This is a genomic window from Nocardia sp. NPDC050378 (genome assembly GCF_040655675.1).
GTDB lineage: Bacteria > Actinomycetota > Actinomycetes > Mycobacteriales > Mycobacteriaceae > Nocardia > Nocardia coubleae.
This window is the reverse complement of sequence record NZ_JBFAKI010000020.1, coordinates 78,069-104,950: the sequence shown is the minus strand read 5'-3', so window position 1 is coordinate 104,950 and position 26,882 is coordinate 78,069. Positions and strand designations below refer to the sequence as shown.

Below are 26,882 nucleotides of genomic sequence, written 5' to 3'. Positions count from 1 at the left end.
CCCGCTGGAACATCAGTACTTTTCCCGCATCCGCCGACAAGGCCGCTCCTTCGTCGCCTACGCCACGGCACCTGATCGTCGGGACGGCCGCGAACCGCCGCTTCGCGGCGGACCCTCCTCGAGGTCGGGTCGTGGTGGTCGTCGTCAGCTGTAGCGGGATTCGCAGGTTGTCGCGCCGTTGAGGACGCCCGCGCGGAAGGCGTCGACGCGCGAGAATCCGCTGGGGACGGTGTTGCCTTCGGCGTCGCTGGCGGCCAAACCGTCGGTGAGCAGGCCGGAGACCGCTTCGTCCAGGTCGCCCGCGGAGAGCTGGATGTCGCCCTGGCTGACCGGACGGCCGGGCTCGGCGAGTTTGCCGGTGACCACGCCCGACAGGCAGGCCGCGCGCAGGCCCGTCTTCGCGCCGGTGAGCGCTTGGCCGTTGCTGCGCTGCACGGCGAGGGTGTAGCGGGAGATGAACAGGACGTAGCCGTTGTAGTCGCCGCTCACCTTCACCGGGAGCGGGCCGTCGTCGCTGTCGTCGGCGGAACCGCGTTCGGCCAGGCCTGGCACGTCGGTGGCGATCACGTTGTCGGTCGGGCAGTAGGTGACCGGGTTGGTGACGGCGCCGTCGTCGCACTCCACCTGCGAACCGGAATAGTCGTAGGAGGGCGACTGCCGCACCGGCAGAACCGCCTGCAGGGCCTTGCTCAGTTCCACCAGATTGCTCTGGGTGATCGGGTACTCGCCGCGTCCATGGTCGCCGGAGAAACTCTGCGGCAGATTGCCACGGCGCGATTCGATCTCGTCCTCGTCGATGCCCTTGCAGCCGCGCGCACCGTCGGTGAAACCGATCTGCACCGCCGTGACCCGCTCGAACGCCGAACCGTGCACGCTCTCCGGATCGTCGGGGTCGGAATCGCGAATCGAAACCGTCGCGGCCAGCACGGAATTGAGGCCGTCGGAGGTGTTGATCGTGAAGTGCTTCGACTTGCCCTCGGCTACATGGCGCATGAACGCGCCGGCGAAACAGTCCGCTTGCTGTTCCTTCACCAGTACCGGGGTCTTCTTGGTGACCATCTTGGCCATGGTCTGGATGGCGTGCCCGTATTCGTGGGCGAGCACCATCACCACCGACATCGGGCCGAAGGTCTCGCTCATCGTGGGCAGCAGCATCGCACGGTCCCAGCCGATGGAGTTGTCGCTGCGGCAGTAGGCGGCGTTCACCAGGTGGTAGGTGGTTTCCTTGCAGAACTCGACCGCCGAGTTCCGTGGGGCGCGCGCGTCCCAGGAGATGAGGGTGGTGACCGGGTCGAACGTCTCACCTCGGAACTCGGTGCCGAACACCGACTCCCAGTAGGTCTGGATGTCCTCGATGGCGTTGAGGGCGAGGGCGTCGACTTCGCCGCCGTCACCGTTGGACGCGGTGAGCGAGGAATCCGCGACGCCGGGTCGTGGGCCGTTCGGGCCACCGGTGGTCGGCAGACCGGCCACCCGGAAGGGGTCGTCGTAGATCGAGACCGCGCGGCCGTCGACCGCCCGTGTGCAACCCACACTCAGCAGTGCGCATAGCACGGCGGTGATGGCAACGAGCACTTGGCCTTTCGGCATCGGTCCCCCTGGTCGGCCGGATACACGTGCAGGTCGGTCGCCGGATCGGGTGTGAAGCCGTCTCGGGGGCACCGCCGATGTCCGGGCGATGGCATAGTATCCGCTCCATGTCTTCACCGGGGGCGCAGACCATCACCGTGCGCCATGATGGAACCGAACGAGTCTTCGAAGCGAGCCAGCAGATCACCATGGGCCGTGCGCCCGAGGTCACCCTGTTCGTGGACAGTCCGCTGGTCTCGCGCGTGCACGCCACTCTGCGCTTCAGCAACGGCGCCTGGGTACTCGCCGACAACGGCAGTACCAACGGCGTTTTCGTCGACGCACGCAGGCTGAGTCAGCCGGTCTCGATCGACCGGCCGACCCAGGTGCGCCTCGGCGACGCGATCAGCGGGCCGCTGCTGCACCTCGTGCCCGCGGCGCCGGGGGCGGGATCGCGGCACGCGGCGACCATGGTCGCGCCGCCGTCGCAGCAGCAACCGCAGCACCGTCCGCCGCAGCGCCCCGCGTTCCAGCCACCGTCACATCCGACGCCGCAACAGCAGCAACCACCTGCCCGGCCGCAGTACGTGCCGACCTCGCAGTTGCCGTCGCAGCCGGTCGCGCCGCAGGACAACATCAATATGACCCGCCGCGCCGACTCCTCGATGCTGCCGCCGGTGCGCAAGGCGGCCTCGACCGAACCGGTGGCGCGCGGTGACCGCATCCCGCCCGGCGGGCTGAGCATCGGCCGCACCTCCGACAACCAGATCGTGGTGAACGACCCGCTGGCCTCGCGTAAGCACGCGCGGCTGGTTTCCTCGCCGGAGGGGCTGGTCGTCGAGGACCTCGGGTCGGCCAACGGCACCTTCGTCAACGGTCACCGTCAGCAGCGCACCGTGCTGCGCGAGCGTGACATCGTCACCATCGGCAACATCGACTTCGTCGTCGCGCAGGGTGCGCTGGTGCACCGGCAGAAGCCGGTGGCCGAGCTGGGTCTCACGGTGCACGGGGTCGGGTTCACCGTCGAGGGCAACAAGCAATTGCTCGTCGATGTGAACATGCAGGCCGGGCGTGGCACGCTGACCGCGCTGATCGGCCCCTCGGGCGCGGGCAAGTCGACGCTGTCGAAGCTGATCGCGGGCAACACCCAGCCCTCCGGCGGTGTGGTCACCTTCGAGGGCCGCAACCTGCACGCCGAGTACGAGGCGCTGCGTTCGCGTATCGGCATGGTCCCGCAGGACGATGTGCTGCACCGTCAGCTCACCGTCCGCCAGGCCCTCGGTTTCGCCGCCGAGCTTCGGCTGCCGCCCGATACCACCAAGGCCGACCGTCAGCAGGTGATCGACGGTGTGCTGCAAGAGCTTTCGCTCACCCAGCACGCCGATACCCGGGTCGACCGGCTCTCCGGCGGTCAGCGCAAGCGCGCGTCGGTGGCGATGGAGCTGCTCACCGGTCCGTCGCTGCTGATCCTCGACGAGCCGACCTCGGGCCTCGATCCGGCGCTGGACCGGCAGGTCATGCAGATGCTGCGCGAACTGGCCGACGCCGGTCGCGTGGTCATCGTGGTCACCCACTCCGTGGCCTGCCTGGACATGTGTGACCAGGTGGTGCTGCTCGCGCCCGGCGGCAAGACCGCGTTCGCCGGCCACCCCGGTGGCGTCGGCGCGGCGATGGGTACCAGCGACTGGGCCGAGATCTTCGCCAATGTCGCCGCCAACCCGGACCAGGCCTTCGCGGCGTATCGGTCGAGGCAGGCCTATGTGCCGCCGCCACCGCCGCCCCAGCCGTTGCAGCGCGGCAATGCCGGTGCGCCGCCGCAGTCCAGTGGCATGCGGCAGTTCAGCACGTTGGCGCGCAGGCAGTTGCGGTTGATCTTCGCCGATCGCGGTTACCTGGTGTTCCTGGTGGTGTTGCCGTTCATCCTCGGCGCGTTGTCGCTGGTGGTGCCGGGTGAGAACGGATTCGCCGCGGGGCCGCTGGTCGCCCAGCCCGACGGGTCGTTCGCCAAGTCCGGTGGTAGCGAGACCCAGCAGCTGCTGGTGGTGCTCATCCTCGGCGCGTGCTTCATGGGTGCGACGCTGAGTGTGCGTGACCTGGTCGGTGAGCGGACGATCTTCCACCGCGAACGGGCGGTCGGGCTGTTGCCCTCGGCGTACCTGCTGGCCAAGATCGCGGTGTTCAGCGTGGTGGCGTTCCTGCAGTCCGCGGTGCTGATCGGCATCACCCTGCTCGGCAAGAACCCGCCCGGCGCCGGGTCGGTGATTCCGAACGGCAGCATCGAGCTCTACATCGACATCGCCATGACGGCGGTCTGCTGTGTGGTGTTCGGTCTGCTGATGTCGAGCCTGGCCAAGTCCAACGAGCAGGTCATGCCGATGCTGGTGGTGATGATCATGGTGCAGCTCGTGATGGCCGGTGGTCTGATCCCGGTGACCGACCGCGTCGGCCTCGAGCAGGTGTCGTACCTGTTCCCGGCCCGCTGGGGGTACGCGTCGGGCGCGTCGACCGTCGACCTGAAGAACTTGTTCTGGGGTGCGCAGGACGATTCGCTGTGGACACACTCGGTCGGCATCTGGATCCTCGACATCGCCATGGTGCTCGTGATCACCTCGGCCCTGGCGTTCCTCACCTGGACGCGCCTGCGGTTGAAGCGGTCGCAGGCATGATGTCCGGGCAGGTCGACGCCGTTTCGGCGGACACACTGCGCGTGTCGAGCGCCGACCGGGCACACTTGAGCCTGTGACCGTTCGAGTTGGCGCCCTGCATCTGGGGTGGGATGTGGTGTCTGTCGCCGCGGGTGGCGGTGAGACCCCCATCCGCCCGGTTCAGGTGGAGGGCACCTACACCCCGCCCGCCTACCTGCTCGCCGACGCCGCGGGCAGGTTGCACACCGCCGGTGTCGACCGGCAGCGACCCGATCTGGGGATGGCGATCGCCGACGTGCGCGACATCCTCGGGCACCCGCAGATCGTGATCGCCGGTGCGACCTGGCCCGCCGAACTGGTGTTCCGGGCCAGGCTCTACAACCCGCTGGCCGCCGTCGGCAAGTATCTGCGCGGTAAGCCGCAGCTGGTGGCGTTGCCGTATCCGGACAGCTGGCCGGAGGAGAAGGTCGAGGTCTACGCCGGGCTGGTCGAACAGCTCGACGTGGTCGTCGAACCGCTACCGGAGAGCGTCGCGCTGTCGGGATACCTGCGCGCGCTCGGCCTGGTCTCGCCGCCGAGCGAGCGGCACCACACCGGCATCGGCGCCACCGGCATCTACTCCGACGGCCGCACGCTGCTGGTCGTCGCGGTGCACGGTGACGACGAGCAGCCGACCGAATCGGTGGAGGTCTCGGTGAACCCGGAGGCGCTGCGCGACGCGCGCACCGCCGACAACGTGGTGATCGAGGCGATGGCCGCGGCCCGTTCCATCGGCGCCGACACCTCGACGGTGCTGCTCGCGGGCAACGTCTGCTTCAACGACGCGCTGCGCCTGGCCTTCCAGAACCACCTCGGGCAGCGGCTGCAGGTGGCCGATCACCCGATGCACGCGCTGGTGCTCGGCGCCGCGCATCTGCTGGTCACCGAGCCGTTCGACGAGGACGACTACCCCGAGCCGCAGCATCCAGGGCAGGCCTACGCCGCCCAGGTCGGCTGGGGTGCGCCGCCGGCCGCGCCGCCCGCCGCCCAGCCGCCGGGGCCCGCCGGTTTCGTGGCCGGACCGCCCGCCCAGTCCGGTGGCCGACACGCGCTCGACGACGAAGCCGACCAGCGCGGAAAACTCCTCGGCAAGGTCAAGAAGGGTTTCTTCGGCGCACCCGCCGTGCTCGGCGCGCTGGCGCTCGCCGCCACCGGCTGGCAGACCGACACCACCCTCGCGGCCGACGCCTCGGACTGCGCGTTCACCCCGTACGTCAACACCACGCCGCCCGACGGCATCGCGACCGCGGACGGCAGCATCGTCGAGGGGTGCGCCACCCCCGGCATCGACAACCTGCGCTACCTGATCCCGGGTCCGGCGCGCACCACCGACCCGGGCCCGCCGGTGGTCATCTAGTCCGATTGTGGGGGCGTCATACCCGGCTGGTATCGTTGGCCGCTGGCGTGTGGAACGTCGACCCGTTCGCGGTTCGGTGTCTCCGCGATGTCCCGGGTCTCCACCGGCCGCCGGGACAAATCCCGATTTACGGGATCCATAACAGTTGGCCGGCAACACCGACGACAGACAGGGAACGACTGTGCCTACGTACAGCCCCAAGGCAGGTGACGTCACCCGCAAGTGGTACGTCATCGATGCCACTGACGTAGTCCTCGGCCGTCTCGCCGTGCAGGCCGCTGGCCTGCTGCGCGGCAAGGGCAAGCCGACCTACGCACCCCACGTCGATGGTGGCGACTTCGTCATCATCATCAACGCGGACAAGGTTGCCATCTCCGGCAACAAGAAGCAGGACAAGCTGATCCACCACCACAGCGGACACCCGGGCGGCCTCAAGTCGCGCACTGTCGGCGAGGTGTTGGCGACCCGTCCCGATCGTCTCGTGGAGAAGGCCGTCAAGGGCATGATCCCGAAGAACAAGCTGGGTAACGCGATCGCGGGCAAGCTGAAGGTCTACGCAGGCCCGAACCACCCCCACGCCGCGCAGCAGCCGGTTCCGTTCGAGATCAAGCAGGTGGCCCAGTGACCGCTCCTGAAGAGTTCACCCCCGAAGAGTTCGACGCGGTCGACGAGACCGTGGTCGAGGTCGTCGAAGACGGCGAAGGCTACGACGAGGGCGAGGCCGTCTACGAGGCGTCCTACGAGCCGATCGTGATCGATCGTCCCGTGCAGACCGTCGGCCGCCGTAAGGAAGCCGTCGTCCGCGTGCGACTGGTTCCGGGCTCCGGCAACTTCACCCTCAACGGCCGCACCATCGAGGATTACTTCCCGAACAAGGTGCACCAGCAGCTGGTGAAGTCCCCGCTGGTGACCGTCGAGCGGACCGAGTCCTTCGACATCGTCGCCCTGCTGCACGGCGGCGGCCCCTCGGGTCAGGCGGGCGCTCTGCGTCTGGCCATCGCCCGTGCGCTGATCGAGGTCACCCCCGAGGATCGCCCCGCGCTCAAGCGTGCCGGCTTCCTGACTCGTGACCCGCGTGCCACCGAGCGCAAGAAGTACGGCCTCAAGAAGGCCCGTAAGGCGCCTCAGTACTCGAAGCGCTGATTTCGGCACTGCCGACCACCGTCTTCGCCTACCTTGGCTGAGGCGGTACGGTCTGCGGAGCACGTGTGCGAGAGCAGGCTTCCAGCACGGCTGGTCGCCTGCTCTCGTGCTGTATATGGACCACCTACAAGGGGCAGGTATGGGACAGCTTTTCGGTACGGACGGCGTTCGTGGGCTCGCCAACGAGTCTTTGAGCCCGGAGCTGGCGATGCGGGTCGCCGGTGCGGCGGCGCAGGTGCTCAGCCGGGGCAAGAAGCGTCCGGTCGCGGTGCTCGGCCGTGATCCACGCGCCAGCGGTGAGATGCTCGAGGCCGCGGTGACCGCGGGCCTGACCGCCACCGGTGTCGACGTGCTGTCCGTCGGTGTGCTGCCCACCCCGGCCGTCGCCTACCTCACCGGCCTGTACGACGCGTGCTTCGGCGTGATGATCTCGGCCTCGCACAACCCCATGCCCGACAACGGCATCAAGATCTTCGCGGCGGGCGGGCACAAGCTCGACGACGCCGTGGAACAGCGGATCGAGGCCCTGATCGCCGACGGCGCCACCGTGCGCCCGACCGGCGCGGGCATCGGCCGCGTGCGCGGCGACTACACCGTCGAGGGCACCCACGAACGCTATGTCGAGCATCTGCTCGAATCGACCGGGGAGAACCTGTCCGGGCTCACCGTCGTGGTCGACTGCGCGCACGGCGCGGCCGCCGAGGTGGCGCCGCAGGTGTACCGGGAGGCGGGCGCGACGGTGATCGCGATCAACGCCGAACCCAACGGTCTCAACATCAACGACGGCTGCGGCTCCACCCACCTGGACGCGGTTCGCGCCGCGGTGCTCGCCCACGGCGCCGATCTGGGTGTCGCGCTCGACGGCGACGCCGACCGGTGCCTCGCGGTCGACGCCGCGGGCGAGGTGGTCGACGGCGACAAGATCATGGCGGTACTCGCGCTGGCCATGCGGGAGTCGGGCGAACTGGTCGAGGACACCCTGGTTGCCACGGTGATGAGCAACCTCGGTCTGCATATCGCCATGCGCGAGGCCGGTATTCGCGTGCTCACCGCCGCTGTCGGTGACCGCTACGTACTCGAGGAACTGCGTCGCGGCGGGTTCAGCCTCGGTGGCGAACAGTCCGGTCACGTGGTTTTCCCGCGCTACGGCACCACCGGGGACGGTGTGCTCACCGGCCTGCGCTTGATGGCGCGGATGGCCCAGACCGGTCGCGGGCTCGGGGACCTGGCGTCGGTGATGAGCACCGTGCCGCAGGTGTTGGTGAACGTGAAGGTGTCGGACAAGGCGGCGGTCGCCGCCGCCCCGCAGGTGCGCGACGCGGTGGCCGAGGCGGAGCGCATGCTCGGCGAGTCGGGCCGGGTACTGTTGCGGCCCAGCGGCACCGAGCAGCTGGTTCGGGTGATGGTGGAGGCCACCGATCCGGCGCAGGCGCGTCAGCTGGCCGACGACCTGGCCAAGCAGGTCGCCGCCGTCTGATCCGCTGGCGTGCCGTCGCCGCTGCATCTACTATCGGCGTACGCCGTAAGGACCTGTGTGCCCGTGGCGCGTGTGCTCGCTCGGCGCACCGGAGAGTTTGGCGCGCAGCACGATTCGAAGGGGGCCGATCATGGCGCCGCTGCCTGCCCGCAACTACCAGGATCAGTACTACGAGTACGGCGAGCCCCACCGCTGCGGTGGGGCGTGCGGACGGCCGGGCTGTCGTGAAGTGCCGCAGGGGTATTCGCCGACGGTGCCGATCCGCGACGAAGGATACGGTCAGCGCATCGAGGCCGAGTCGTCGCGCAGCGGCGCCGTAGCGGTGCCACGGCCTTCGCCGCGCTCACGGCCGCTGATCGCGGTTGTCGCGATCCTGCTCGCCACGCTCGTCGCCGGATTGGTCGGGATCAAGTTCGGGTCCGATATCGACCTGTTCGGTGCGACGGAAACGGCTGTGGTCCAACCGATCTGATCAGAACTTGCCGGGGGCGTCCTATTTCTCGGTGAGCAGCCCGGCGGCCATGTGCCAGCGGCGGGTCGCTCGCACAGAATCCAGCATGCGGCGGTCGTGCGTCACCAGAATCAGGGTGCCCGTGAAGGATTCGACCGCCTGCTCGAGCTGTTCGATGGCGGGCAGGTCGAGGTGGTTGGTCGGTTCGTCCAAGACGAGCAGGTTCACTCCGCGCGCCTGGAGCAGGGCGAGGGCCGCGCGGGTGCGTTCACCCGGTGAGAGCGTGTCGCACGCCCGGATCACATGCGGACCACGCAGCCCGAACTTGGCCAGCAGCGTGCGGACATCGGCATCGGGCCATTCCGGCATCGCCGCGCCGAAGGTGTCGACCAGCCGTTCGGGGCCGCGGAACAGGCCACGCGCCTGGTCCACCTCGCCGATGGCGACACCGGAACCCACAGCGGCAGAACCGGAATCGGGAGCGATCTTGCCGAGCAGCAGCCCGAGCAGGGTGGACTTGCCCGAGCCGTTGGCGCCGGTGAGCACGATCCGGTCCGCCCAGTCGATCTGAGTGGTGATCGGCCCCAGCGTGAACTCACCACGGGTGACCGTCGCGTTGTTCGCGGTGGCGACCACGGCTCCGCTGCGCGGTGCGGTGGCGATCTCCATCCGCAGCTCCCACTCCTTGCGCGGTTCCTCGACCACCTCGAGCCGTTCGATGCGGCGCTGCGTCTGCCGGGCCTTCGCCGCCTGCTTCTCGGTGGACTCGGCGCGCGTTTTGCGGCCCATCTTGTCCGAGTCGTTCTTGCCTTTGCGCCGGGCATTGCGCACACCGTGCTCGAGCCAGTTGCGCTGCATCTGGGCGCGTGCCTCCAAACCAGCTTTGGTGTCGGCGAATTCGTCGAACTGCTCGCGCGCGTGTTTGCGGGCGATCTCGCGCTCGGTGAGATACGCCTCGTAGCCACCGTCGTACATGCCGTACTGCTGCTGGGCCAGGTCCAGTTCCAGCACACGATTCACGGTGCGCGCCAGGAACTCCCGGTCGTGGCTGATCACCATCAGCGGCACCCGCACGCCGGTGACGAAACGTTCCAGCCGTTCCAGGCCGTCGAGGTCGAGATCGTTGGTCGGTTCGTCGAGCAGCAGAATGTCGAAGCGCGACAACAACACCGACGCCAGCCCGGCGCGCGCCGCCTGGCCACCCGACAGGCCCGTCATCGGGGTGTCGAGGCCACCGGCCAGACCATCGATGAGGCCGAGTTCGGCCGCGACCTCCTCGGCCCGCTGCTCCAGGTCCGCGCCGCCGAGGGCCAGCCAATGTTCCAGCGCGGGGGAGTAGTCGTCGTCTCCGCCCTCGCCGAGGCGCTCGGCCGCGGCGTCCATCACCCGCTGCGCCTGCGCCACGCCCGTTCGGCGGGAGAGGAATTCGAGCACGGTCTCGCCCTCGATGCGCTCCGGTTCCTGCGCCAGGTAGCCGACGGTGGCATCCGGCGGGCTCAGCGTGATGGTCCCGTCGCCCGCGTCGCGCTCGGCCAGCATCCGCAGCAGCGTCGACTTGCCCGCGCCGTTCACGCCGACCAGCCCGATCACATCGCCCGGCGCGAGGGTGAAATCGAGGTCGGCGAACAGGGTCCGTTCGGCGTGTCCCGCGGACAGGCCGCTGGCGTGCAGTGTCGTGCTCACCGCTCGAGTCTGCCCGATCTCAGGGTGTGACCCTGAGATGGGGTGGCCCGAAATCAGGGTGTGGATGGGTCCGTCGACCGATGCCGGGCAGTGGCACCCGCCGGCACAGTTGAATCATCACCGCTCGACAGGAAGGCACACCATCATGACTGCCCCCGCCCGCCGCTTCACCCGCTCGACCAGCGACAAATGGATCGCAGGCGTCTGCGGCGGCATCGCCGACTACTTCGGGTGGAGCCCGAGCGTCGTCCGCCTCGCCTTCGTCGCCTCGTGTCTGCTGCCCGGACCCCAGTTCCTGCTGTACCTGATCCTGTGGGTGATCATGCCGAAGAAGTAACACCCGACGTGGCCGTGAGCCGCTCGCGGATGACAGGATGGTGGAGTTCCGCCGCGCCGTCATCCGCGAGTTCCCGTTTGAGGAGGAGCCATGGTCACCTCGGGCGACATCCCCGGCTTCGGCCTACCCGACATCGACGCGCACACGCCCCTCGACAGCCTCGGCCCCGTCGAACTCAACTCCCCCTCCCAGGACCTCGACACCGACGGCGTCGCCGACTCCCTCACCCACACCGACCCCAACTCCACCACCATCTGGTCCGACTACGACGAGGACGGTCTGGCCGACCACGTGACGGTGATCGAGGACGACGGTGACTACGCGGCGTGGGAGTACCACCGGCATCCGGACGGGACGTCGGAGTGGCGGCGGACCGATCAGGGGAATCTGGGAAAGTAGATTTCGCGGGAACCGATGGACGGGTTCGCGCGTCGAAGTAGGTAGGGCGTCATCCGGGCGCTGTGTGTTGGGGAGGTGGGGGAGATGGGCGACAAAGCTTCCGGCGGGGTCATCGTCGATCAGGTCGCGATGAAGCAGACCGCCGACACGGTGCGGGACACCGTGACAGCGACCCGTACCTCGGCGAAGGCGGTCGACACCCTGGAATGGGTCGCGGCCGACGCCGGGAGGGCTTACACCGGCAGCGGGCAGAAGATCGATCTGGCGTTGGGTCGGGTGGTCGGCTGGGCCAAGGTCTGGACGAGTGCCTCGGAGGGGCTCGCGGACGCGATCGGTAAGGCGGCCGTCGAGTACACCGATGTCGACGTGAGTACCGCGCGCGGGCTCGACGGCGCCGCCCCCGCTCCGGCGAAGTAGGTGCGGCCGTGACCAAGTCGATCGACAGCCTTCTCGATGACGGTGCTCCCGGCCTGCAGTATTTCGAGCAACTGGGTCCGCGGTATGTTGACGCCTTCGGCGGAAGCTTCGACTTCTACGAATTGGTGCGACCGTACGACAACGAGCGCCAGATGAACATCACCAAGCTGGACGCCGCGGCCGTCGCGGTACGCCAGCTGTTGACCACGGCTGACGCCGAAGTCGCTGCCCAACAGTCGGCCGCGCAATCGATGCAGTCCGGATGGCAGGGCGCGGCCGCCGAAGCTGCTGCCGCGCAGCTGGGTCGGATCGCCACGATGGCAGGCGAGGATCGCGATGCGGTGCGGAATTTCGAAGTGGCGCTGACAGCGGCGGCGGCACAGATCCCCGGGCTGGTGAAAGCCAAGGCGGATACAGTGCTGAAGCTGATGGACGGCTCGGTGGACAAGTACGTCGGGGGGAACCAGAAGGCGGTGCCGACGGTCGGCGGACTGGATCCGATCGGTATCGACAGTGTGATCGACGGGGCGAAAACCGGGAGCGGTGTCCTCGACAGCGAGCTGACAGCGATGACCTCCCATCGCAACTCGGCCGGCGTGACGGATATTGCAGACACCACTGCGGGTATTGAAAATACGACTTCCCAAGAATACAAGGACGCGATCAAAGACATCTGTAAGCGTTGGCTGTCGATCGTCTTCATGCCGGACTACAACGACAAGGTGCGGATCTTCAACGACCAGTGCACCACGACCAAAATTGCTATCGAGAATTTGTTCACGGCAGTGGAGACAGCGGCCGCCGGTGTTGTCGAGCGCGGTTATCCGTCTGTGTCGGGAACCGGAGTAGCGCCTGCCCAAGACAAGCAGACCAAGGATGACCAACCTGCGGCCGGCGACCAGTCGAAGGCGAAAGGTGACCAAGGAGGCTCGGGTGGCCAGACAGGGGACGCCGCTGGTCAAACCTCGGCTGCAGGTACACAAATCGGTGACACGTCCAACGGGTCGACTGCGAAGACAGCGACCGGGACTAAAGAGTCCACCGACGACGACTCGACGACGACCGATGACTCGACCACCGACATGAGCTCGGCCTTGTCAACCATCGCCTCGACGGTCGGCGATCTCGCCACGACCGCGTCCGAGGCGCTGACCGGCGACCTCGGGACTACGCTCACCTCCACCATCGAATCGGTCGGCACGTCGATCGGCGACGGCATCGAGCAGCTCACCGAACAGGCGAACAACCTGCTCTCCCAGGAGCACGAGGCCACGTTCCAGCTCGGCGGAACCGAGGTGAGCATCGAGGCGGGCCCGAATGGGTTGTCGCTGACGACAACTGACGCCAGCGGTGCCACGAACCAATACACGCTGTCGTTGGACGAGAACGGGCAACCCGTATTGACGCAGGAATCCGCCCCGTCGACCGCCGAGGACGAGTCCACCGGCATCCTCGGTTCGGGCACACCACAGTCCGGTACAGGCCAAGGTGAAGCCGGTGCCGATACCAGCAGCGATTCGAGCGCCCCCGATGCGACCGGGCCGCAGACCCCCGACCTCAGCGATGCCCCGGTGACAAGCGAAATCGGTTCGGGCGAAGAGTCGTCGGGCTCGGTAGCGGGCGGTGTTCCTGTCGCCCCACGCCCGCTCCAGCAGGGAACAGACAATGAGCATGTACCGAGCATCGATCTACCCGTGAGCGATCCGGGTGACAGCGGAGCGGTCCTTGCCGAGGCAGGTCCACTGTGATCGTTGGCGAATCGCCCTCGATTTCGGAAGGATAGGCGATCGTGGACTACGCGGCAGAGATCGAGCAGATCGCGGCGGAAGCGCGGCGGCGGTCTTCGCTGCTGATGGGCGAGATCGACGAGGCTAATCGGCAGACTGCGATGCGCGCGGAACAATTGGCCGTCGACGCAGCCGCTCGCTTGCGAGAACTGGCCGAGGAGGAAGCTGAGGCAGCCGAAACCGCTGAGCCGCAACCTGTGCAGCCGGAACCAGCTTACGAAGCTCCTGTCCGCACGACTGCCGCCCCCGCCCCCGCTCCCTTCGTACCGGACCCGACCATGACTCCCGAAGAGCAGCGGCAGGCCGAAATCCGGGCGGCGGTCGCCCGGGCACGTGCCGCGCGGCAGGCCAGATCGACGGTCGCCCCCTCGGACGGCGACTACGATCCAGAGGCCGAGTATTACCGCCGCTCGACATGGCTGGACTGAGCCGGTCGATGGGGTCCGAGCAGGATCGATGGAGACGTGTTCGGCGGATGCGTTGGGGGACAGGTTGTTGAAGGCGGAATCGCGGGGTTCCGGGTCCGGCCTCTAGGAGACCGTCACGGTGACTACCCGTTGCGCCGACAGTAGCCCGGTCGCATGCGTATTCTGGGCGGCCGACGAGGGGGAATGAACTGATGAGCATGGGGTCTGTCGCGGGGTATGAGTTTGAGCGGTTGCTCGGGCGGGGTGGGATGGGGGCTGTGTATTTGGCGCGGCATCCTCGGCTGCCGCGGTCGGTGGCGGTGAAGGTGCTCGATGAGCAGATGTTCGGCGATGCGGAGGCACGGGCTCGGTTCGAGCGGGAGGCGGATCTTGCTGCGCGCCTGGATCATCCGAATATCGTGACGGTCTACGACCGGGGGGTCGAGGGGAATCGCCCGTGGATCGCGATGCAGTATGTGCCGGGCACCGACGCTGCGGCGGTGGGAGTACTCGAACCGCTGCGGGCCGTGCGGATCGTGTCAGAAGTCGCCGAGGCGCTGGATTTCGCGCACAGTCGTGGGGTCCTGCATCGGGATGTCAAGCCAGCCAATGTGCTGCTCGCAACGGCGGATCCGGGTCGTCCCGAGCGGGTGTTGTTGGCGGACTTCGGCATTGCCCGGTTGCATTTCGATCGTAGTCCGCTGACCAGGACTGGAACCTTCACCGCTACTTTGGCTTACGCGTCGCCTGAGCAGCTGGCCGGGCTGGCGCTCGGACCGCAGTGCGATCAGTATTCGCTTGCCTGCACCTTCTTCGCGCTGTTGTCTGGTCGCTCCCCATTCGAAGCTACCAATCCGGTAGCAGTGATTCAGGCACACATGTCCGCGACTATTCCCTCGATCGTAGGTGTTCGTCCCGAACTTCCGCCCGCACTGGACGAGGCTCTGGCCCGGGCGACCGCGAAAAGGCCTGCGGATCGGTTCGATTCGTGTGGCGATTTCGCCGCTGCCGTGAGCCGGTCCTTCCTCGGTGATCCTGATCCTGTCGACGTGTCCCGACGGGCGGTGCCGCACCGGAGCGCGCCGACCATAGTTGTCGATCGTGGCACCCTCGACGCTGGCCCGCCGCGAACACCTGTGGTGAGAAGCGGGCCAGTAGGGGTCGCGATGACGACTCGGGCGGGCGTCGACGAACCGGCTATCGGCATGGATTCCGACGGACGGTCGACCAGCTTGGGTCCGCGCGTGCTCCTCACCCTGTTCTACGTGTCAGTGCTGGTTGTGGTGCTGGCCTGGATCCTCGCCTTCACCAACGTCGCCCGCTGATACCAGCTGACTGTCAGCCCTTGATGAGTTTGGCGATCGTGCCGATGGACAGCTTCGGGGTTTCCACTTCCACCTCGGCGTGGGGGTCGATGATCGTGGTGTGGGGGATGGACGCTTCGGGGTCGGCGAAAGGCTTGTATTTTTTGTCGCCCAGGACGGTGGCGAGGAGGTAGCCGGTGAGGAGGGCTCGGGTGGCCTTGTCGGTTTTGTATTCGTAGCGGCCCGCGCCGAGGGCGGCGAAGAGGCGGCGGCCTTCGATGATGCCGTTGTGGGTGGCGCCGTCGAGGCGGCGCAGGAGGCAGGGGCCCGACCAGGCGGTGGCGAGGGGGCGGGCGTTGGAGTTGATGGAGTCGAGGTCGTCGCCTGCCAGGATCAGGGCTGGGGTGTCGAGGTCGGTGGCGATGTTCTCCGCGGCGGGGGAAGTGGGCGCGGGGAAGAGGGCGGCGACGGTGGCGACGGTGCGCTGGGCGGCGGCGATGACAGCGGCACCCGCGCCCATGCCGTGACCGGCCAGGGCGAGGCGGTCGGGGTGCACGCTGATGGTTCCGTCGCCGAGACGGACCTTGCTCACGATGTCGAGGGTGGTGAGCAAGTCGGTGGCGAGGTCGAGGTGTGACGGGATCGGTCCGCGTTCGGTGTCGGGGGCAGCGACGACGAAACCCCACGAGGCGACGTGCTCGAGCAGGCCCTTGTAGTTCTCTGCGCTGGTCAGCCAGCTGTGCGCGAACGCGACCGCGGGCAGGTTCAGCCCGGACTCCGGCGTATAGACGACGCCGGGTTGACCGGCGATCCCGAGGTTGCCACGCAGCACCCGGTGAGGACCGCGCATGGACAGGGTGCTCAGGAGCGATTTCACGGAGTCCGACACGGCGTGAAGAGTATCCGATCAGTAGGGTGGTGGACCATGTGCGGAATCGTTGGCTACGTCGGATACCGGGATGCGCTCGGCGTTGTCGTCGACGCGTTGCGTCGCATGGAGTACCGGGGTTACGACTCCGCGGGGGTGGCGATTCTCGACGGGGACGGGGGAATCGCGGTCGAACGCAAGGCGGGGCGGCTGGCGAATCTGGAAGCCGAACTGGGCGAGGCGGGTGCGGGGAAATTCGCCGGGACCAGCGGAATGGGCCACACCAGGTGGGCCACGCACGGCGCGCCGACCGACCGCAACGCCCATCCGCACCGTGACCCCTCCGGCAAGCTGGCCGTGGTCCACAACGGCATCATCGAGAACTTCGCACCGCTGCGTCGCGAGCTGGAGGACGCCGGGATCGAGCTGCTCAGCGACACCGACACCGAGGTCGCGGTGCATCTGGTGGCCCGCGCGTACGCCGAGGGGCCGACCGCCGGGGACTTCACCGCGAGCGTCCTCGCCGTGCTTCGCCGCCTCGACGGCGCGTTCACGCTGGTGTTCACCCATGCCGATCATCCGGGCACGATCGTCGCGGCCCGGCAGTCGACGCCGCTGGTGGTCGGGGTCGGGCAGGGTGAGATGTTCATCGCCTCCGATGTCACCGCGTTCATCGAGCACACCCGCGAAGCCGTGGAACTCGGCCAGAACCAGGCCGTGGTCATCACCGCCGACAGCTACACCGTCACCGACTTCGACGGCAATTCCGACGTGACGAGCAGGCCGTTCACCATCGACTGGGATCTGGCCGCCGCCGAGAAGGGCGGCCACGACTACTTCATGCTCAAGGAGATCGAGGAGCAGCCGACCGCCGTCGCCGACACCCTGATCGGGCATTTCGTCGTCGACGAGAACGGCGGCCGGATCGTGCTCGACGAGCAGCGCCTCGCCGACCAGGAACTGCGCGAATTCGACAAGGTGTTCGTGGTGGCGTGCGGCAGCTCCTACCACGCGGGTCTGCTGGCCAAATACGCCATCGAGCACTGGACGCGGGTGCCGGTGGAAGTGGAGCTGGCCAGCGAATTCCGTTACCGCGACCCGGTGCTGGACCGGTCGACGCTGGTGGTCGCGATCTCGCAGTCGGGCGAGACCGCCGACACGCTGGAAGCGGTGCGCCACGCCAAGGAGCAGAAGGCGCGCGTGCTCGCGATCTGCAACACCAACGGCGCGCAGATCCCGCGCGAGTCCGACGCGGTGATCTACACCCGCACCGGGCCCGAGATCGGCGTGGCCTCGACCAAGGCGTTCCTGGCGCAGGTGGCCGCCAACTATCTGGTCGGCCTGGCGCTGGCGCAGGCGCGCGGCACCAAATACCCCGACGAGGTGGCCCGCGAGTTCGCCGAGCTCGAGTCGATGCCGAAGCTGATCGCGCGGGTGCTCGATACCGCGCCGCAGGTGCGTGCCATCGCCCGCGAGCTGGCGCACGTGCCGACGGTGCTGTTCCTCGGCCGCCACGTGGGCTACCCGGTGGCGCTGGAGGGTGCGCTCAAGCTCAAGGAGCTGGCCTACATGCATGCCGAGGGTTTCGCGGCGGGCGAGCTCAAGCACGGGCCGATCGCGCTGATCGAAGACGGTCTGCCGGTGATCGTGGTGATGCCGTCGCCCAAGGGCCGCGCGGTGCTGCACTCCAAGCTGCTCAGCAACATTCGTGAGATCCAGGCCCGTGGGGCGCGCACGATCGTGATCGCGGAGGAAGGCGACGACACGGTCCGCCCGTTCGCCGACGACCTCATCGAGATCCCGGCCGCCCCGACCCTGTTCCAGCCGTTGCTGTCGACGGTTCCGCTGCAGATCTTCGCCGCCGAGGTGGCACAGGCACGCGGCTACGACGTCGACAAGCCGCGCAACCTGGCGAAGTCCGTCACCGTCGAATAGGGCCTATTCGACGGTGATCTGGCCGCGCATGTCGGGGTGCAGGGAGCACAGGTAGCGGTAGGTGCCGGGCTGGGTGAAGGTGTAGGACCATTCGCCCTTGTCGATGATGGGGCTGTTGATGCCCATCGCCTTGTCGCCGATGCCCTGCACGTTGTGGGGGGCCTTGTCGGAGAACTTCCAGGTGACGGTCTGGCCCACCTTGACGGTCGCCTGGGCCGGGCTGTACTTCATGTCGCTGACCTCGACCGTGAGGGCGGCGTCCACCTGGACCGACGGGGTGGTCGTGGTGCTGACCGGGCGGGGTTTGCGGGTTGTGGTGGTGGCGGCGTTGTCCGCGTCGCCGGAGCAACCGGCGACGAGCAGGGCGGCGACCACGGTGAATCCGGCGGCAACCCGTGCGGCGCGGTGACGAACCATCGACATGGTTGTGCAGCGTAGTCTGCGAACGATCGCGGGACGGTCGTGGCCCGCGGCGGGCGCAGGCGGGAGGCGAACGATGGTTGCTCGGCGTGACTATTTCACTGTCGATCAGGTCCGGGCGGCCGAGGCGGAACTGTTCACCCGGGTACCCGACGGTGTGCCGATGCGGCGCGCGGCGTTCGGGTTGGCGCGGGTGGTCGCCGATGAATTGCGTTCGCGTACAGGGGGACTGGTCGGGCGTTCGGTCGGCCTGCTGGTCGGTTCCGGCGACAACGGCGGCGACGGACTGTGGGCCGGTGCGATGCTGCGGCGACGAGGGGTGGCGGTGCAGGCGGTGCTGCTGAACCCCGAGCGCGCGCATGCGCGGGGGCTCGGGGCTTTTCGGCAGGCCGGTGGTCGAGTGGTCGATCGGCTGGGCGAGGTCGACGTGGTGGTCGACGCCATCGTCGGCATCTCCGGCAAGGGACCGTTGCGACCTGCGGCCGCGGAAATGGTTGCCGCCGTCGATGTTCCGATCATTTCCGCCGACCTGCCCAGCGGCGTCGACCCGGACACCGGGGCCATCGAGGGGCCCGCCGTGCGCGCGGACGTGACAGCGACGTTCGGGGCCTACAAGCCGGTACACGCTCTGGCGGCCGCGAGTTGCGGACGAATCGTCCTGGTGCCCATCGGTTTACAGCTCCCCGCTCCAGCGCTGGCGCAACTCGACCCGGCCGAGGTAGGCGCCCGATGGCCGGTACCGGGCGCCTTCGACGACAAATACTCGCAGGGCGTGACCGGCGTCTGTGCGGGTAGCTCGAAATATCCGGGCGCCGGGGTGCTCTGCACGGGCGCTGCCGTCGCCGCGACCTCGGGAATGGTGCGCTACGCGGGCAGTGATACCGAGGTCGTGAAACATCTCCCGGAAGTTGTTGCCGCGCCGAATATCCACGAGACAGGCCGGGTGCAGGCCTGGGTATTCGGGCCGGGTGTCGGCCTCGACGCCCGCGACGGGCTCGCCCGGATACTCGCCACAGACCTGCCGGTCGTAGTGGACGCCGACGGCCTCAGCATCCTCGCCCACGAACCCGATCTGGTGCGCGACCGCCGAGCCCCGACCGTCCTCACCCCGCACGCAGGCGAATTCGCCCGCCTCACGGGGGCAGCGCTCGGACCCGACCGAGTGACAGCCGTACGTCGCCTCGCCGAGCAATGGGGTGTGACGGTGCTGCTCAAGGGGCGCGCCACCGTCATCGCGACCCCGGGTGAGACCACCCTGGTCAACGACGCGGGCGCATCGTGGGCCGCCACCGCGGGCTCCGGTGACATCCTCGCCGGCATCATCGGCGCCCTGCTCGCCGCAGGCAAACCCCCGACCTGGGCGGCGGCGGCCGCGGCCCGAGTACACGCCCTCGCCGCCAACCTGGCCGCTCACGACGCCCGGACCGCAGGCGCGCCCATCTCGGCAACCCCACTGCTCAACCACGTCCGACCGGCGGTGCGACTACTCCGGGAACTCGCGCCGACCCGCGAACCACAGGGAACCCAGGCGCCACTCTCGGCGAGGTGATCGAACACCCGCCGGTAGTAGCGGGTGACGAATCTGTGCCCGACGATGCGTCGAAAACCACTGGTAGGTCGACTGTAGGACCGGTCCCGTCGGCTTCGGTGCAAACCCAGCCGAGGTCAGGGGCAGGCGGAACGGCCCTGAGTCGCGGGGAGGCGCAACAGCTGGCCTAGAGTCGACGGCAGGCGGAAGCGCGCACATGGGTAACTCACCGGGTACGGGCTGCCCCGGCCACGCTTCGAAAGCTTGCCGCGTCCCCAGGATGCTCCGAGCCCGAGTCTGGCCAAGATCGCGGAGAGGCGGAAGAGAACAGTGCAAGTGGAGACAGTCATCGACCTCGACGCCATCGCTCACAACGTGCGCGTGCTGCGTGGCTTCGCACAGGGTGCCGCAGTGATGGTCGTGGTCAAGGCCGACGGGTACAACCACGGTGCGGTGCAGGTCGCGCGTGCCGCGTTGGGCGCGGGCGCGCGGGAACTCGGGGTCACCACGATCGCGGAGGCACTGGAATTGCGGGCGGCGGGCATCGACGCGCCGATCCTGTGCTGGCTCAACACCATCGACGCCGATTACGCCGCCGCGATCGCGGCCGACGTGGAGATCGGACTGTCCTCGCTCGAGCAGGTGCGGGTGGTCGAGCAGGCGGCGCGCAAGACGGGGCGCACCGCGACGATCTCGCTCAAGGTCGACACCGGACTCAACCGCAACGGCGTGGCGGTCTCCGAGTATCCGCAGGTCCTGACGGCTGTGCGCGCCCTCTCCGAGGATGGCGTGGTGCGGTTGCGCGCCATCTTCTCCCACCTCGCGCACGCCGACGAACCGGGCAACCCCGCCATCGACCGGCAGCGGGAACGGTTCCTCGAGGCCATCGCGCTGGCCAAGGAGCACGGGCTCGAACCCGAGCTGGTCCACCTGTCGAACTCGGCCGCCACCCTCACCCGCCCGGACCTGCACTTCGACCTGGTCCGGCCCGGTATCGCCGTCTACGGGCTCTCTCCGATCCCGGAGCTCGGCGACTTCGGGTTGCGCCCGGCGATGACGCTGCAGGCCGAGGTGACGCTCGTCAAACGAGTGGCCGCGGGGGAGGGCGTTTCCTACGGGCATCGGTGGATCGCCCCGCGCGACACCACGGTTGCGCTGGTGCCCGCCGGGTATGCCGATGGTGTGTTCCGTTCGCTCAGTGGGCGTTTCGAGGTGTGGCTGGGCGGTGCTTTGCACCGCAATGTCGGAAGGGTGTGCATGGACCAGTTCATGGTCGACCTGGGCGACAACGTCGGCAATGTACGCGCGGGCGACCGGGCGGTGCTGTTCGGTGGCGGCGCGGGACACCCGCACGCCCTGGACTGGGCACGGCTGCTCGACACGATCGACTACGAGATCGTGTGCTCGCCACGCGGTCGCGCGGTCCGCCGCTACGTGGGGACCGGTCGATGAGGCGCCGCCAGGTGGTGCGCGGCGGGTTCGCCACCGCCGGCGTGCTCGGGGCCCTCGCCCTCGCCCACACGCTGCGCCGCATCGGCGCGCGGGTGCGCTGGCCCGCCGAACGCGACGAGTACCGCGACGAGAACTTCGCCCTGATCGATGAGGACGAGCCCGGTGAGGTCCGTGCCGACGACGGTGTGTCGCTGGCCACCCGCACCTACGGCGACGACACCGCCGAGGTGACGCTCGTGTTCGTCCACGGCTTCTGCAACAGCATGGACTCGTTCCACTTCCAGCGCCGCGACCTGGCCCAGCAGTGGGGTCCGCGGATCCGGATGGTGTTCTTCGACCAGCGCGGCCACGGTCGCTCCGGCACGCCGAGCACCGACAGCTGCACCATCGCCCAGCTCGGCCGCGACGTGGCGACCGTGATCGGCACCTGCGCGCCGAAGGGGCCGGTGGTGCTGGTCGGACATTCGCTCGGCGGGATGGCGGTGCTCGCGGCGGCCGCGCAGTTCCCCGACCTGTTCGCCACCAGGGTGATCGGGGTCGCCCTGCTCAACACCGCCGCTGCCGAGGTCACCTCGACCGGCTTGCTGCAGCTGCTGCGGCATCCGGCGCTGGGCGTTTTCGGGCTGGCGGTGCGGTCGGCGCCCGCGCTGGTGCAGTTCGGGCGCTCGGCGAGCAAGCACGTGGTGACGCCGATCCTGCACGTCAGCTCGTTCCACGGGCCGGTGAGTCCCACGCTGTCGCGATTCACCACCATGATGATCGACCGCACACCGGTCGCCACGGTCGAGAAGTTCCTGAAAACGATTGAGTTGCACGATGAATCGGCCGCGCTGCCGACACTGAACAAGCTGCCCGTGCTCGTCCTCGGCGGCGCGCACGACATGGTGATCCCGTTCGAGAACTCGCGCCTGCTCGCCGAGGCACTGCCCAACTGCGAGCTGGTGAGGATCGGTGAGGGGGCGCACATGCCGCACCTGCAGTTCCCCCAGGTGGCCCTCGACGCGCTCGACCGGCTGCTCGCCCGTGCGGGCGCCGAGAGCTTCGGCGGGGAGGCCGTCGGTGGCTGACCCACGTACCCGCGTCCTGCCGTCGGTCGAGGACACCGAGGCGCTCGGCCGCGAACTCGCGCAGACACTTCGCCCCGGCGATCTGGTGGTGCTCGACGGCCCACTCGGCGCCGGCAAGACCGCCTTGACCAGGGGCATCGCCGCCGGTCTCGGTGTGCAGGGGCGGGTGAGCTCGCCGACGTTCATCATCGCGCGCGCCCACCGCGCCGGGCAGCGACCCGACGGCTCGCCCGGGGTGCCGATGGTCCACGTCGACGCCTACCGGCTCGCCGGCGACCTCGACGAGCTCGATTCCCTCGACCTCGACACCGACCTGAACCACGCGGTGGTCGTCGTGGAGTGGGGCAAGGGCGTGGTCGAACACCTCGCCGACCGGCACCTGCGCGTGCAATTGGTCAGGGAACCGGAATCCGATGTGCGCACGGCGATCTGGGAATGGATCGGCTGACGCGCGCGGACCCGATCCACCAGTGCGCGCCGGTCGCGGATACCACCCGGTATTGTTGAGACAATCATGCTCGTACTAGCAGTCGACACCGCGACACCTGCCGTTACAGCGGGATTGGTGCATCTGTCACCGGCCGACGACGCGGACTCCGAACCCGCCGTGGCCACCCTCGCCACCCGGGTGAAGGTCGACGCACGCGCCCACGCCGAGGTCCTCACCCCACAGATCCTCGAATGCCTCGCCGAAGCCGGGGTCGCCCGCGCCGACCTCGACGCCGTCGTCGTCGGGATCGGGCCCGGCCCGTTCACCGGCCTGCGCGTGGGCATGGCCACCGCGGCCGCCTTCGGCGACGCGCTCGGGCTACCCGTGCACGGCGTGTGCAGCCTCGACGCCATCGCCGCCGACAGCGCGGGCGAACAACGCGAGGCCGGCGAACTGCTGGTGGTCACCGACGCGCGCAGGCGCGAGGTGTACTGGGCGCGCTACCTCGACGGTGCGCGTGTGGCCGGGCCCGAGGTGTGCAAACCCGCCGACGTACCGCTGGGCGACGCCGTCGCCATCGCGGGGTCGGCCGCCCACGTCGACGACTTCGACCTGCCGGTCCTGCCGAACGAGACGCCGTCGCCCGCGGGCCTGGTCGCCGTCGCCGCGCCCGCCCTGCTGGCCGGTGCGGTGCCCGAGGCGCTCGTGCCCCTGTACCTGCGTCGGCCCGACGCCGTGGAGAACAGCTTCCGCACCCTGGCGGGCGCCTCGTGACCTACCGCATCGCCCCGATGACCGTGCACGACATCGACCGCTGCGTCGAACTCGAACACCTGCTGTTCCCGGAGGACGATCCCTGGCAGGCGGTGTCGTTCCGGTCCGAACTGGCCGGGGCGCACAACCGCTACATCACCGCCCGCGACGAGCACGACACCATGGTCGGCTACGCGGGCATCGCGCTGCTCGGTGACAACGCCCATCCCGAGGCCGAGGTGCACACCATCGGGGTCGACCCGCAGTGTCATCGCGGTGGCATCGGGACCCTGCTGCTCGAGGCACTGCTGGCGACGGCGGCCGAGCGCGGTGGCCCGGTGTTCCTCGAGGTCCGCACCGACAACGCGCCCGCGATCGCGCTCTACGCCAAGCACGGCTTCCACATCATCGGGTTGCGCAAGAACTACTACCACCCGAGTGGTGCGGACGCGTACACGATGCGGCGTCCGGAGCTCACCGCCGCGGCCGACGAGTGGGCCGCGCGCGGTCGCCAGGACGAGGTGCTGTCGTGAACGGCGCACGCTGTGCTGCCGTATTCGCCTACCGGATCGGATCGACTGTGAGCGGGGTCGCGGCGTGATCGTCATGGGGATCGAGAGTTCGTGCGACGAAACGGGTGTCGGCATCGTGCGCCGTCACCCCGACGGGTCGGTCGAACTGCTCGCCGACGAGGTGGCCTCGAGTGTCGACCAGCACGCCCGTTTCGGCGGTGTGGTGCCCGAGATCGCCTCGCGCGCACACCTCGAGGCGATCGTGCCCGCCATGCGCCGCGCGCTGGCAGCCGCCGGGATCAGCAAGCCGGACGCGCTCGCCGTCACCATCGGGCCCGGTCTCGCCGGTGCGCTGCTGGTGGGTGTCGCCGCCGCCAAGGCGTACGCGGCGGCCTGGGACGTGCCGTTCTACGCGCTCAACCACCTCGGCGGGCATGTCGCGGTCGACACCCTCGAACACGGTCCGCTGCCGCCAGCGGTGGCGTTGCTCGTGTCGGGTGGGCACACGCATCTGCTGCAGGTGAGCGATCTCGGCTCGCCCATCATCGAGCTGGGCAGCACCGTCGACGACGCCGCGGGCGAGGCGTTCGACAAGGTCGCCCGGTTGCTTGGCCTGGGCTACCCCGGTGGCCCCGCGCTGGACGCCATGGCACAGGACGGCGACCCGCGCGCCATCGCCTTCCCGCGCGGCATGACCGGCCCGCGCGACGCCCGCTACGACTTCTCCTTCTCCGGCCTCAAAACCGCGGTCGCGCGGTATGTGGAAGCCGCGCAGCGCCGGGGCAGCACGCCCGACCAGCTTCCGATCCCGGATATCGCCGCGTCGTTCCAGGAGGCCGTGGCCGATGTGCTGACGATGAAAGCGGTGCGCGCGGCGACCGATGTCGGTGTCGACACGATCGTGCTCGGCGGCGGTGCCACGGCGAACTCGCGGATCCGCTCGCTGGCCGAGGAGCGCTGCGCCGCAGCCGGATTGACCCTTCGGGTGCCCAAGCCGCGACTGTGCACGGACAACGGTGTGATGATCGCGGCTCTCGGCGCGCATGTGATCGCCGCGGGCGCTGAACCCGCCGAGCTGACAGTGGCGACCGACCCGGGGCTGCCGGTGTCGGTGAGCGCGCTGCGCTAGATCTGCTCGGTCGCTGCGGAGAGTTCGGTCGACCCGCGAAGTTCAGGCTGCCGTCCCTGGGCCGATGGCTCCTGCGCTGGTGCTGGTCCGCCTTGGGCCTGGTTCGCAGCTCTGCTGGTCAAGCCTGTGCTTCTGGGTGCCGGTTCCGGTGGGCCCCCGCAGAAGTTCTAGTTGACCGGGACGAGGGGGGTTACGCCTGTTGTCGGCGGCGGAACCACGAGGCTGCTGCTGGCCGGTGCCTGGGTGGGTGAGGTGTTCGGCGTCGACGGACGCTGCTGGCCGCGACCGGACCCGCTGTTGATGCCGCCCGGCGATTCGGGGTAGGGGATCTGCGGGAGGTTCGGGTCGGGGCGCAGGGTGGGTGCCGTCGTCGTGGGCGAGGGGGACGGCGCGGGGGTGGTCGACGGTGTGGACGTCGGCGGTGTCGTGGTGGTCGGCTCCTGGGAGGGAGCGGGCGACTCGACGACCGGCGGGGCCACGGTGACCCCGGTGCGGTCGGTGCTCTCTCGATAGGTGGGTGTCGGTGCCTGCGGCACCACGGGTAACGGCGGCTGGCGCACGGTGCTGCTGGTGCCTGCGGGCGTCACGTCGGGGGCATCCGGCGAGATGGTCCGCACGCCGTAACCGATCACCAGCCCGACCACGACCACCGCACCCGCCAGCGTGCCGATCACCTTGGCGAAGGTGCCGCTCGGCGCGTCGCCGAGGGCGGCCACCTGTAGACCCGAGGGGGCCGCCGCGTCGGCGAGCAGGGCCGCGCCCTTGGCGATCACGGCCTCGGGATCGGGCACCGTGACCACGGGGACGTCCAGGCGCGCGTCGAGGGTGTCGACGACACTCGGGATGTTCGCGCAGCCGCCGATCACCGCGACCGCCTCGGGGTACTTCGGCGCCCTGGTGAACACCGAGGCCGAGAACACCGCGATATTGCGCAGCAGCCCGCCGATGAGCTCTTCGAAATCGGAGCGCGTGAGTTTCAGCGGCTGCCCGGCCACATGGTCGATGGTGACGGCGGGCGCGACAGTGAGGTGTTCCTTGGCCGCGCGACCGCGATTGGTGAGGGTCTGGCGGTTGGGCCTGGTCCCGCGCCGGGCGTAGTGCAGGTCGACGAGGTGGTGGTAGATCAGCTCGTCGATGGCGTTGCCGCTGAGGGTCGGGGTGCGTTCGGTGTGCAGGACCGTACCGTCGGCCCGGTCGGCCACGGTGACGGTGAGGCCGGTGGCGCCGAGGTCGACCACGGCCACGGTCGAATACCGGTCGAGCAGACCGGTATCGCGCAGATAGGCGAGCGCGGCGGCGCCTTCGGGGACCAGGTGCAGATCGCGGTGGTGCGAACACGCGGCCCGGATGGCCTGGGCCTGCTCGCGGTTGCGGTAGGCGACGGCCACACTGGTCGGTGGACGCGAGCGCGTGGCGACGGCACGGCGGTGCGCGCCGGTGGAGTAGCGTCCGAGCGGTTCACCATCCAGCTCCACGTGCTGCTGGGACACGGGTAACTGGTTGGTCATCAATTCGATCGACGACGACACGAGGTCGCCGAGGTCGGAGTGGGCGGCGTCGGCGGAGACGACGCGGTAGTCGAAGTTCTGTTCGCCGGATGGAGCGGTGGCGACCAGAGCCGAGCACACCACCTCGTTCCCGGCGGAAATGCCGAGGGATGTTCGCATGTTCACCTCCCTTCGAGCGGATGGTTCCAACGGAGGCCGACCATCTCGAATGGAACGATATGCATACTCTGTCACAGCTTGTTATGCGAACGTTACAGATTCATCC

General features: G+C 68.8%; 25 protein-coding genes. 20 read left to right on the top strand and 5 right to left on the bottom strand.

The genetic code is table 11. The annotated features are described in order from the left end of the window. Positions 1-144: 144 nt before the first annotated feature. Complete coding sequence (locus AB0I35_RS29015; protein WP_357399508.1) at positions 145-1,590, bottom strand: metallopeptidase; 1,446 nt, start codon at positions 1,588-1,590, stop codon at positions 145-147. A gap of 107 nt (positions 1,591-1,697) precedes the next feature. Here AB0I35_RS29015 and AB0I35_RS29010 point away from each other — a divergent pair, with 107 nt between their 5' ends. From AB0I35_RS29010 to AB0I35_RS28985, 6 genes are all read left to right on the top strand, one after another. Continuing rightward, on the top strand, positions 1,698-4,235 hold the full coding sequence (locus tag AB0I35_RS29010) for an FHA domain-containing protein (protein WP_357399507.1): 2,538 nt from the start codon (positions 1,698-1,700) through the stop codon (positions 4,233-4,235). A gap of 73 nt (positions 4,236-4,308) precedes the next feature. Further along, positions 4,309-5,610, top strand: a complete 1,302-nt coding sequence (locus AB0I35_RS29005) for a hypothetical protein (RefSeq protein ID WP_357399506.1) — start codon at positions 4,309-4,311, stop codon at positions 5,608-5,610. Between the two features lie 181 nt (positions 5,611-5,791). Then, the gene (rplM, locus tag AB0I35_RS29000; protein WP_022567307.1) at positions 5,792-6,235 is read left to right on the top strand and encodes a 50S ribosomal protein L13; all 444 of its coding nucleotides are present in this window, start codon (positions 5,792-5,794) and stop codon (positions 6,233-6,235) included. Further along, a complete protein-coding gene (rpsI, locus tag AB0I35_RS28995; RefSeq protein WP_084457283.1) occupies positions 6,232-6,753 on the top strand; it encodes a 30S ribosomal protein S9 in 522 nt (173 codons plus the stop codon). The genes rplM and rpsI overlap by 4 nt, the downstream gene beginning before the upstream one ends. Positions 6,754-6,892: 139 nt before the next feature. Then, positions 6,893-8,230: a phosphoglucosamine mutase gene (gene glmM / locus AB0I35_RS28990; RefSeq protein WP_357399505.1), complete on the top strand. Its 1,338-nt coding sequence runs from the start codon at positions 6,893-6,895 to the stop codon at positions 8,228-8,230. A 130-nt stretch (positions 8,231-8,360) separates the two neighbouring features. Next, complete coding sequence (locus AB0I35_RS28985) at positions 8,361-8,702, top strand: hypothetical protein (RefSeq protein ID WP_357399504.1); 342 nt, start codon at positions 8,361-8,363, stop codon at positions 8,700-8,702. Between the two features lie 21 nt (positions 8,703-8,723). Here the strand turns inward: AB0I35_RS28985 and AB0I35_RS28980 are convergent, their stop codons facing one another. Further along, positions 8,724-10,364, bottom strand: coding sequence for an ABC-F family ATP-binding cassette domain-containing protein (locus AB0I35_RS28980; RefSeq protein WP_357399503.1), 1,641 nt, complete (start codon positions 10,362-10,364; stop codon positions 8,724-8,726). Between the two features lie 145 nt (positions 10,365-10,509). Between AB0I35_RS28980 and AB0I35_RS28975 the strand changes: the two genes are divergently transcribed. The 6 genes from AB0I35_RS28975 to AB0I35_RS28950 all read left to right on the top strand — a co-directional run bounded on the left by AB0I35_RS28975 (position 10,510) and on the right by AB0I35_RS28950 (position 15,036). Continuing rightward, complete coding sequence (locus AB0I35_RS28975; RefSeq protein ID WP_357399502.1) at positions 10,510-10,701, top strand: PspC domain-containing protein; 192 nt, start codon at positions 10,510-10,512, stop codon at positions 10,699-10,701. A gap of 90 nt (positions 10,702-10,791) precedes the next feature. Continuing rightward, positions 10,792-11,100 carry a DUF6802 family protein gene (locus AB0I35_RS28970; protein WP_357399501.1) on the top strand — a complete coding sequence of 103 codons (309 nt, stop codon included), beginning with the start codon at positions 10,792-10,794 and terminating at the stop codon, positions 11,098-11,100. Between the two features lie 84 nt (positions 11,101-11,184). Further along, the gene (locus AB0I35_RS28965) at positions 11,185-11,517 is read left to right on the top strand and encodes a hypothetical protein (RefSeq protein WP_357399500.1); all 333 of its coding nucleotides are present in this window, start codon (positions 11,185-11,187) and stop codon (positions 11,515-11,517) included. An 8-nt stretch (positions 11,518-11,525) separates the two neighbouring features. After that, positions 11,526-13,265 carry a hypothetical protein gene (locus AB0I35_RS28960; RefSeq protein WP_357399499.1) on the top strand — a complete coding sequence of 580 codons (1,740 nt, stop codon included), beginning with the start codon at positions 11,526-11,528 and terminating at the stop codon, positions 13,263-13,265. Positions 13,266-13,306: 41 nt separating this feature from the next. Then, entirely contained in the window at positions 13,307-13,732 is a 426-nt protein-coding gene (locus AB0I35_RS28955) for a hypothetical protein (RefSeq protein WP_357147160.1), read from the top strand. Between the two features lie 191 nt (positions 13,733-13,923). Further along, the gene (locus tag AB0I35_RS28950; RefSeq protein WP_357399498.1) at positions 13,924-15,036 is read left to right on the top strand and encodes a serine/threonine-protein kinase; all 1,113 of its coding nucleotides are present in this window, start codon (positions 13,924-13,926) and stop codon (positions 15,034-15,036) included. A gap of 13 nt (positions 15,037-15,049) precedes the next feature. On the opposite strand, the gene AB0I35_RS28945 is transcribed toward AB0I35_RS28950, so the two are convergent. Then, on the bottom strand, positions 15,050-15,904 hold the full coding sequence (locus tag AB0I35_RS28945; protein WP_357399497.1) for a dienelactone hydrolase family protein: 855 nt from the start codon (positions 15,902-15,904) through the stop codon (positions 15,050-15,052). 36 nt (positions 15,905-15,940) lie between these two features. Between AB0I35_RS28945 and glmS the strand changes: the two genes are divergently transcribed. Then, positions 15,941-17,818 (top strand): glutamine--fructose-6-phosphate transaminase (isomerizing), encoded by a 1,878-nt coding sequence (gene glmS, locus AB0I35_RS28940; RefSeq protein ID WP_357399496.1) that lies wholly within the window; start codon positions 15,941-15,943, stop codon positions 17,816-17,818. A gap of 3 nt (positions 17,819-17,821) precedes the next feature. Here glmS and AB0I35_RS28935 read toward each other — a convergent pair whose 3' ends face one another. Next, positions 17,822-18,241, bottom strand: a complete 420-nt coding sequence (locus tag AB0I35_RS28935) for a cupredoxin family copper-binding protein (protein WP_357399495.1) — start codon at positions 18,239-18,241, stop codon at positions 17,822-17,824. A 73-nt stretch (positions 18,242-18,314) separates the two neighbouring features. Here AB0I35_RS28935 and AB0I35_RS28930 point away from each other — a divergent pair, with 73 nt between their 5' ends. The 7 genes from AB0I35_RS28930 (at position 18,315) to tsaD (ending at position 25,109) form a co-directional block, all read left to right on the top strand. Further along, positions 18,315-19,787, top strand: a complete 1,473-nt coding sequence (locus AB0I35_RS28930) for an NAD(P)H-hydrate dehydratase (RefSeq protein ID WP_357399494.1) — start codon at positions 18,315-18,317, stop codon at positions 19,785-19,787. 276 nt (positions 19,788-20,063) lie between these two features. Next, positions 20,064-21,218 (top strand): alanine racemase, encoded by a 1,155-nt coding sequence (gene alr / locus AB0I35_RS28925; protein ID WP_357399511.1) that lies wholly within the window; start codon positions 20,064-20,066, stop codon positions 21,216-21,218. Continuing rightward, positions 21,215-22,285, top strand: coding sequence for an alpha/beta hydrolase (locus AB0I35_RS28920; RefSeq protein ID WP_357399493.1), 1,071 nt, complete (start codon positions 21,215-21,217; stop codon positions 22,283-22,285). Before alr ends, AB0I35_RS28920 begins: the two co-directional genes overlap by 4 nt. Further along, positions 22,278-22,733 carry a tRNA (adenosine(37)-N6)-threonylcarbamoyltransferase complex ATPase subunit type 1 TsaE gene (tsaE, locus tag AB0I35_RS28915; RefSeq protein ID WP_357399492.1) on the top strand — a complete coding sequence of 152 codons (456 nt, stop codon included), beginning with the start codon at positions 22,278-22,280 and terminating at the stop codon, positions 22,731-22,733. The genes AB0I35_RS28920 and tsaE overlap by 8 nt, the downstream gene beginning before the upstream one ends. Before the next feature lie 66 nt (positions 22,734-22,799). Continuing rightward, positions 22,800-23,489, top strand: coding sequence for a tRNA (adenosine(37)-N6)-threonylcarbamoyltransferase complex dimerization subunit type 1 TsaB (gene tsaB, locus AB0I35_RS28910; RefSeq protein WP_357399491.1), 690 nt, complete (start codon positions 22,800-22,802; stop codon positions 23,487-23,489). Continuing rightward, entirely contained in the window at positions 23,486-24,001 is a 516-nt protein-coding gene (rimI, locus tag AB0I35_RS28905) for a ribosomal protein S18-alanine N-acetyltransferase (RefSeq protein WP_357399490.1), read from the top strand. The genes tsaB and rimI overlap by 4 nt, the downstream gene beginning before the upstream one ends. A 64-nt stretch (positions 24,002-24,065) precedes the next feature. Then, positions 24,066-25,109: a tRNA (adenosine(37)-N6)-threonylcarbamoyltransferase complex transferase subunit TsaD gene (gene tsaD / locus AB0I35_RS28900; protein ID WP_357399489.1), complete on the top strand. Its 1,044-nt coding sequence runs from the start codon at positions 24,066-24,068 to the stop codon at positions 25,107-25,109. A 167-nt stretch (positions 25,110-25,276) separates the two neighbouring features. Here tsaD and AB0I35_RS28895 read toward each other — a convergent pair whose 3' ends face one another. After that, positions 25,277-26,776 carry an Hsp70 family protein gene (locus AB0I35_RS28895; protein WP_357399488.1) on the bottom strand — a complete coding sequence of 500 codons (1,500 nt, stop codon included), beginning with the start codon at positions 26,774-26,776 and terminating at the stop codon, positions 25,277-25,279. Between the last annotated feature and the right edge of the window lie 106 nt (positions 26,777-26,882).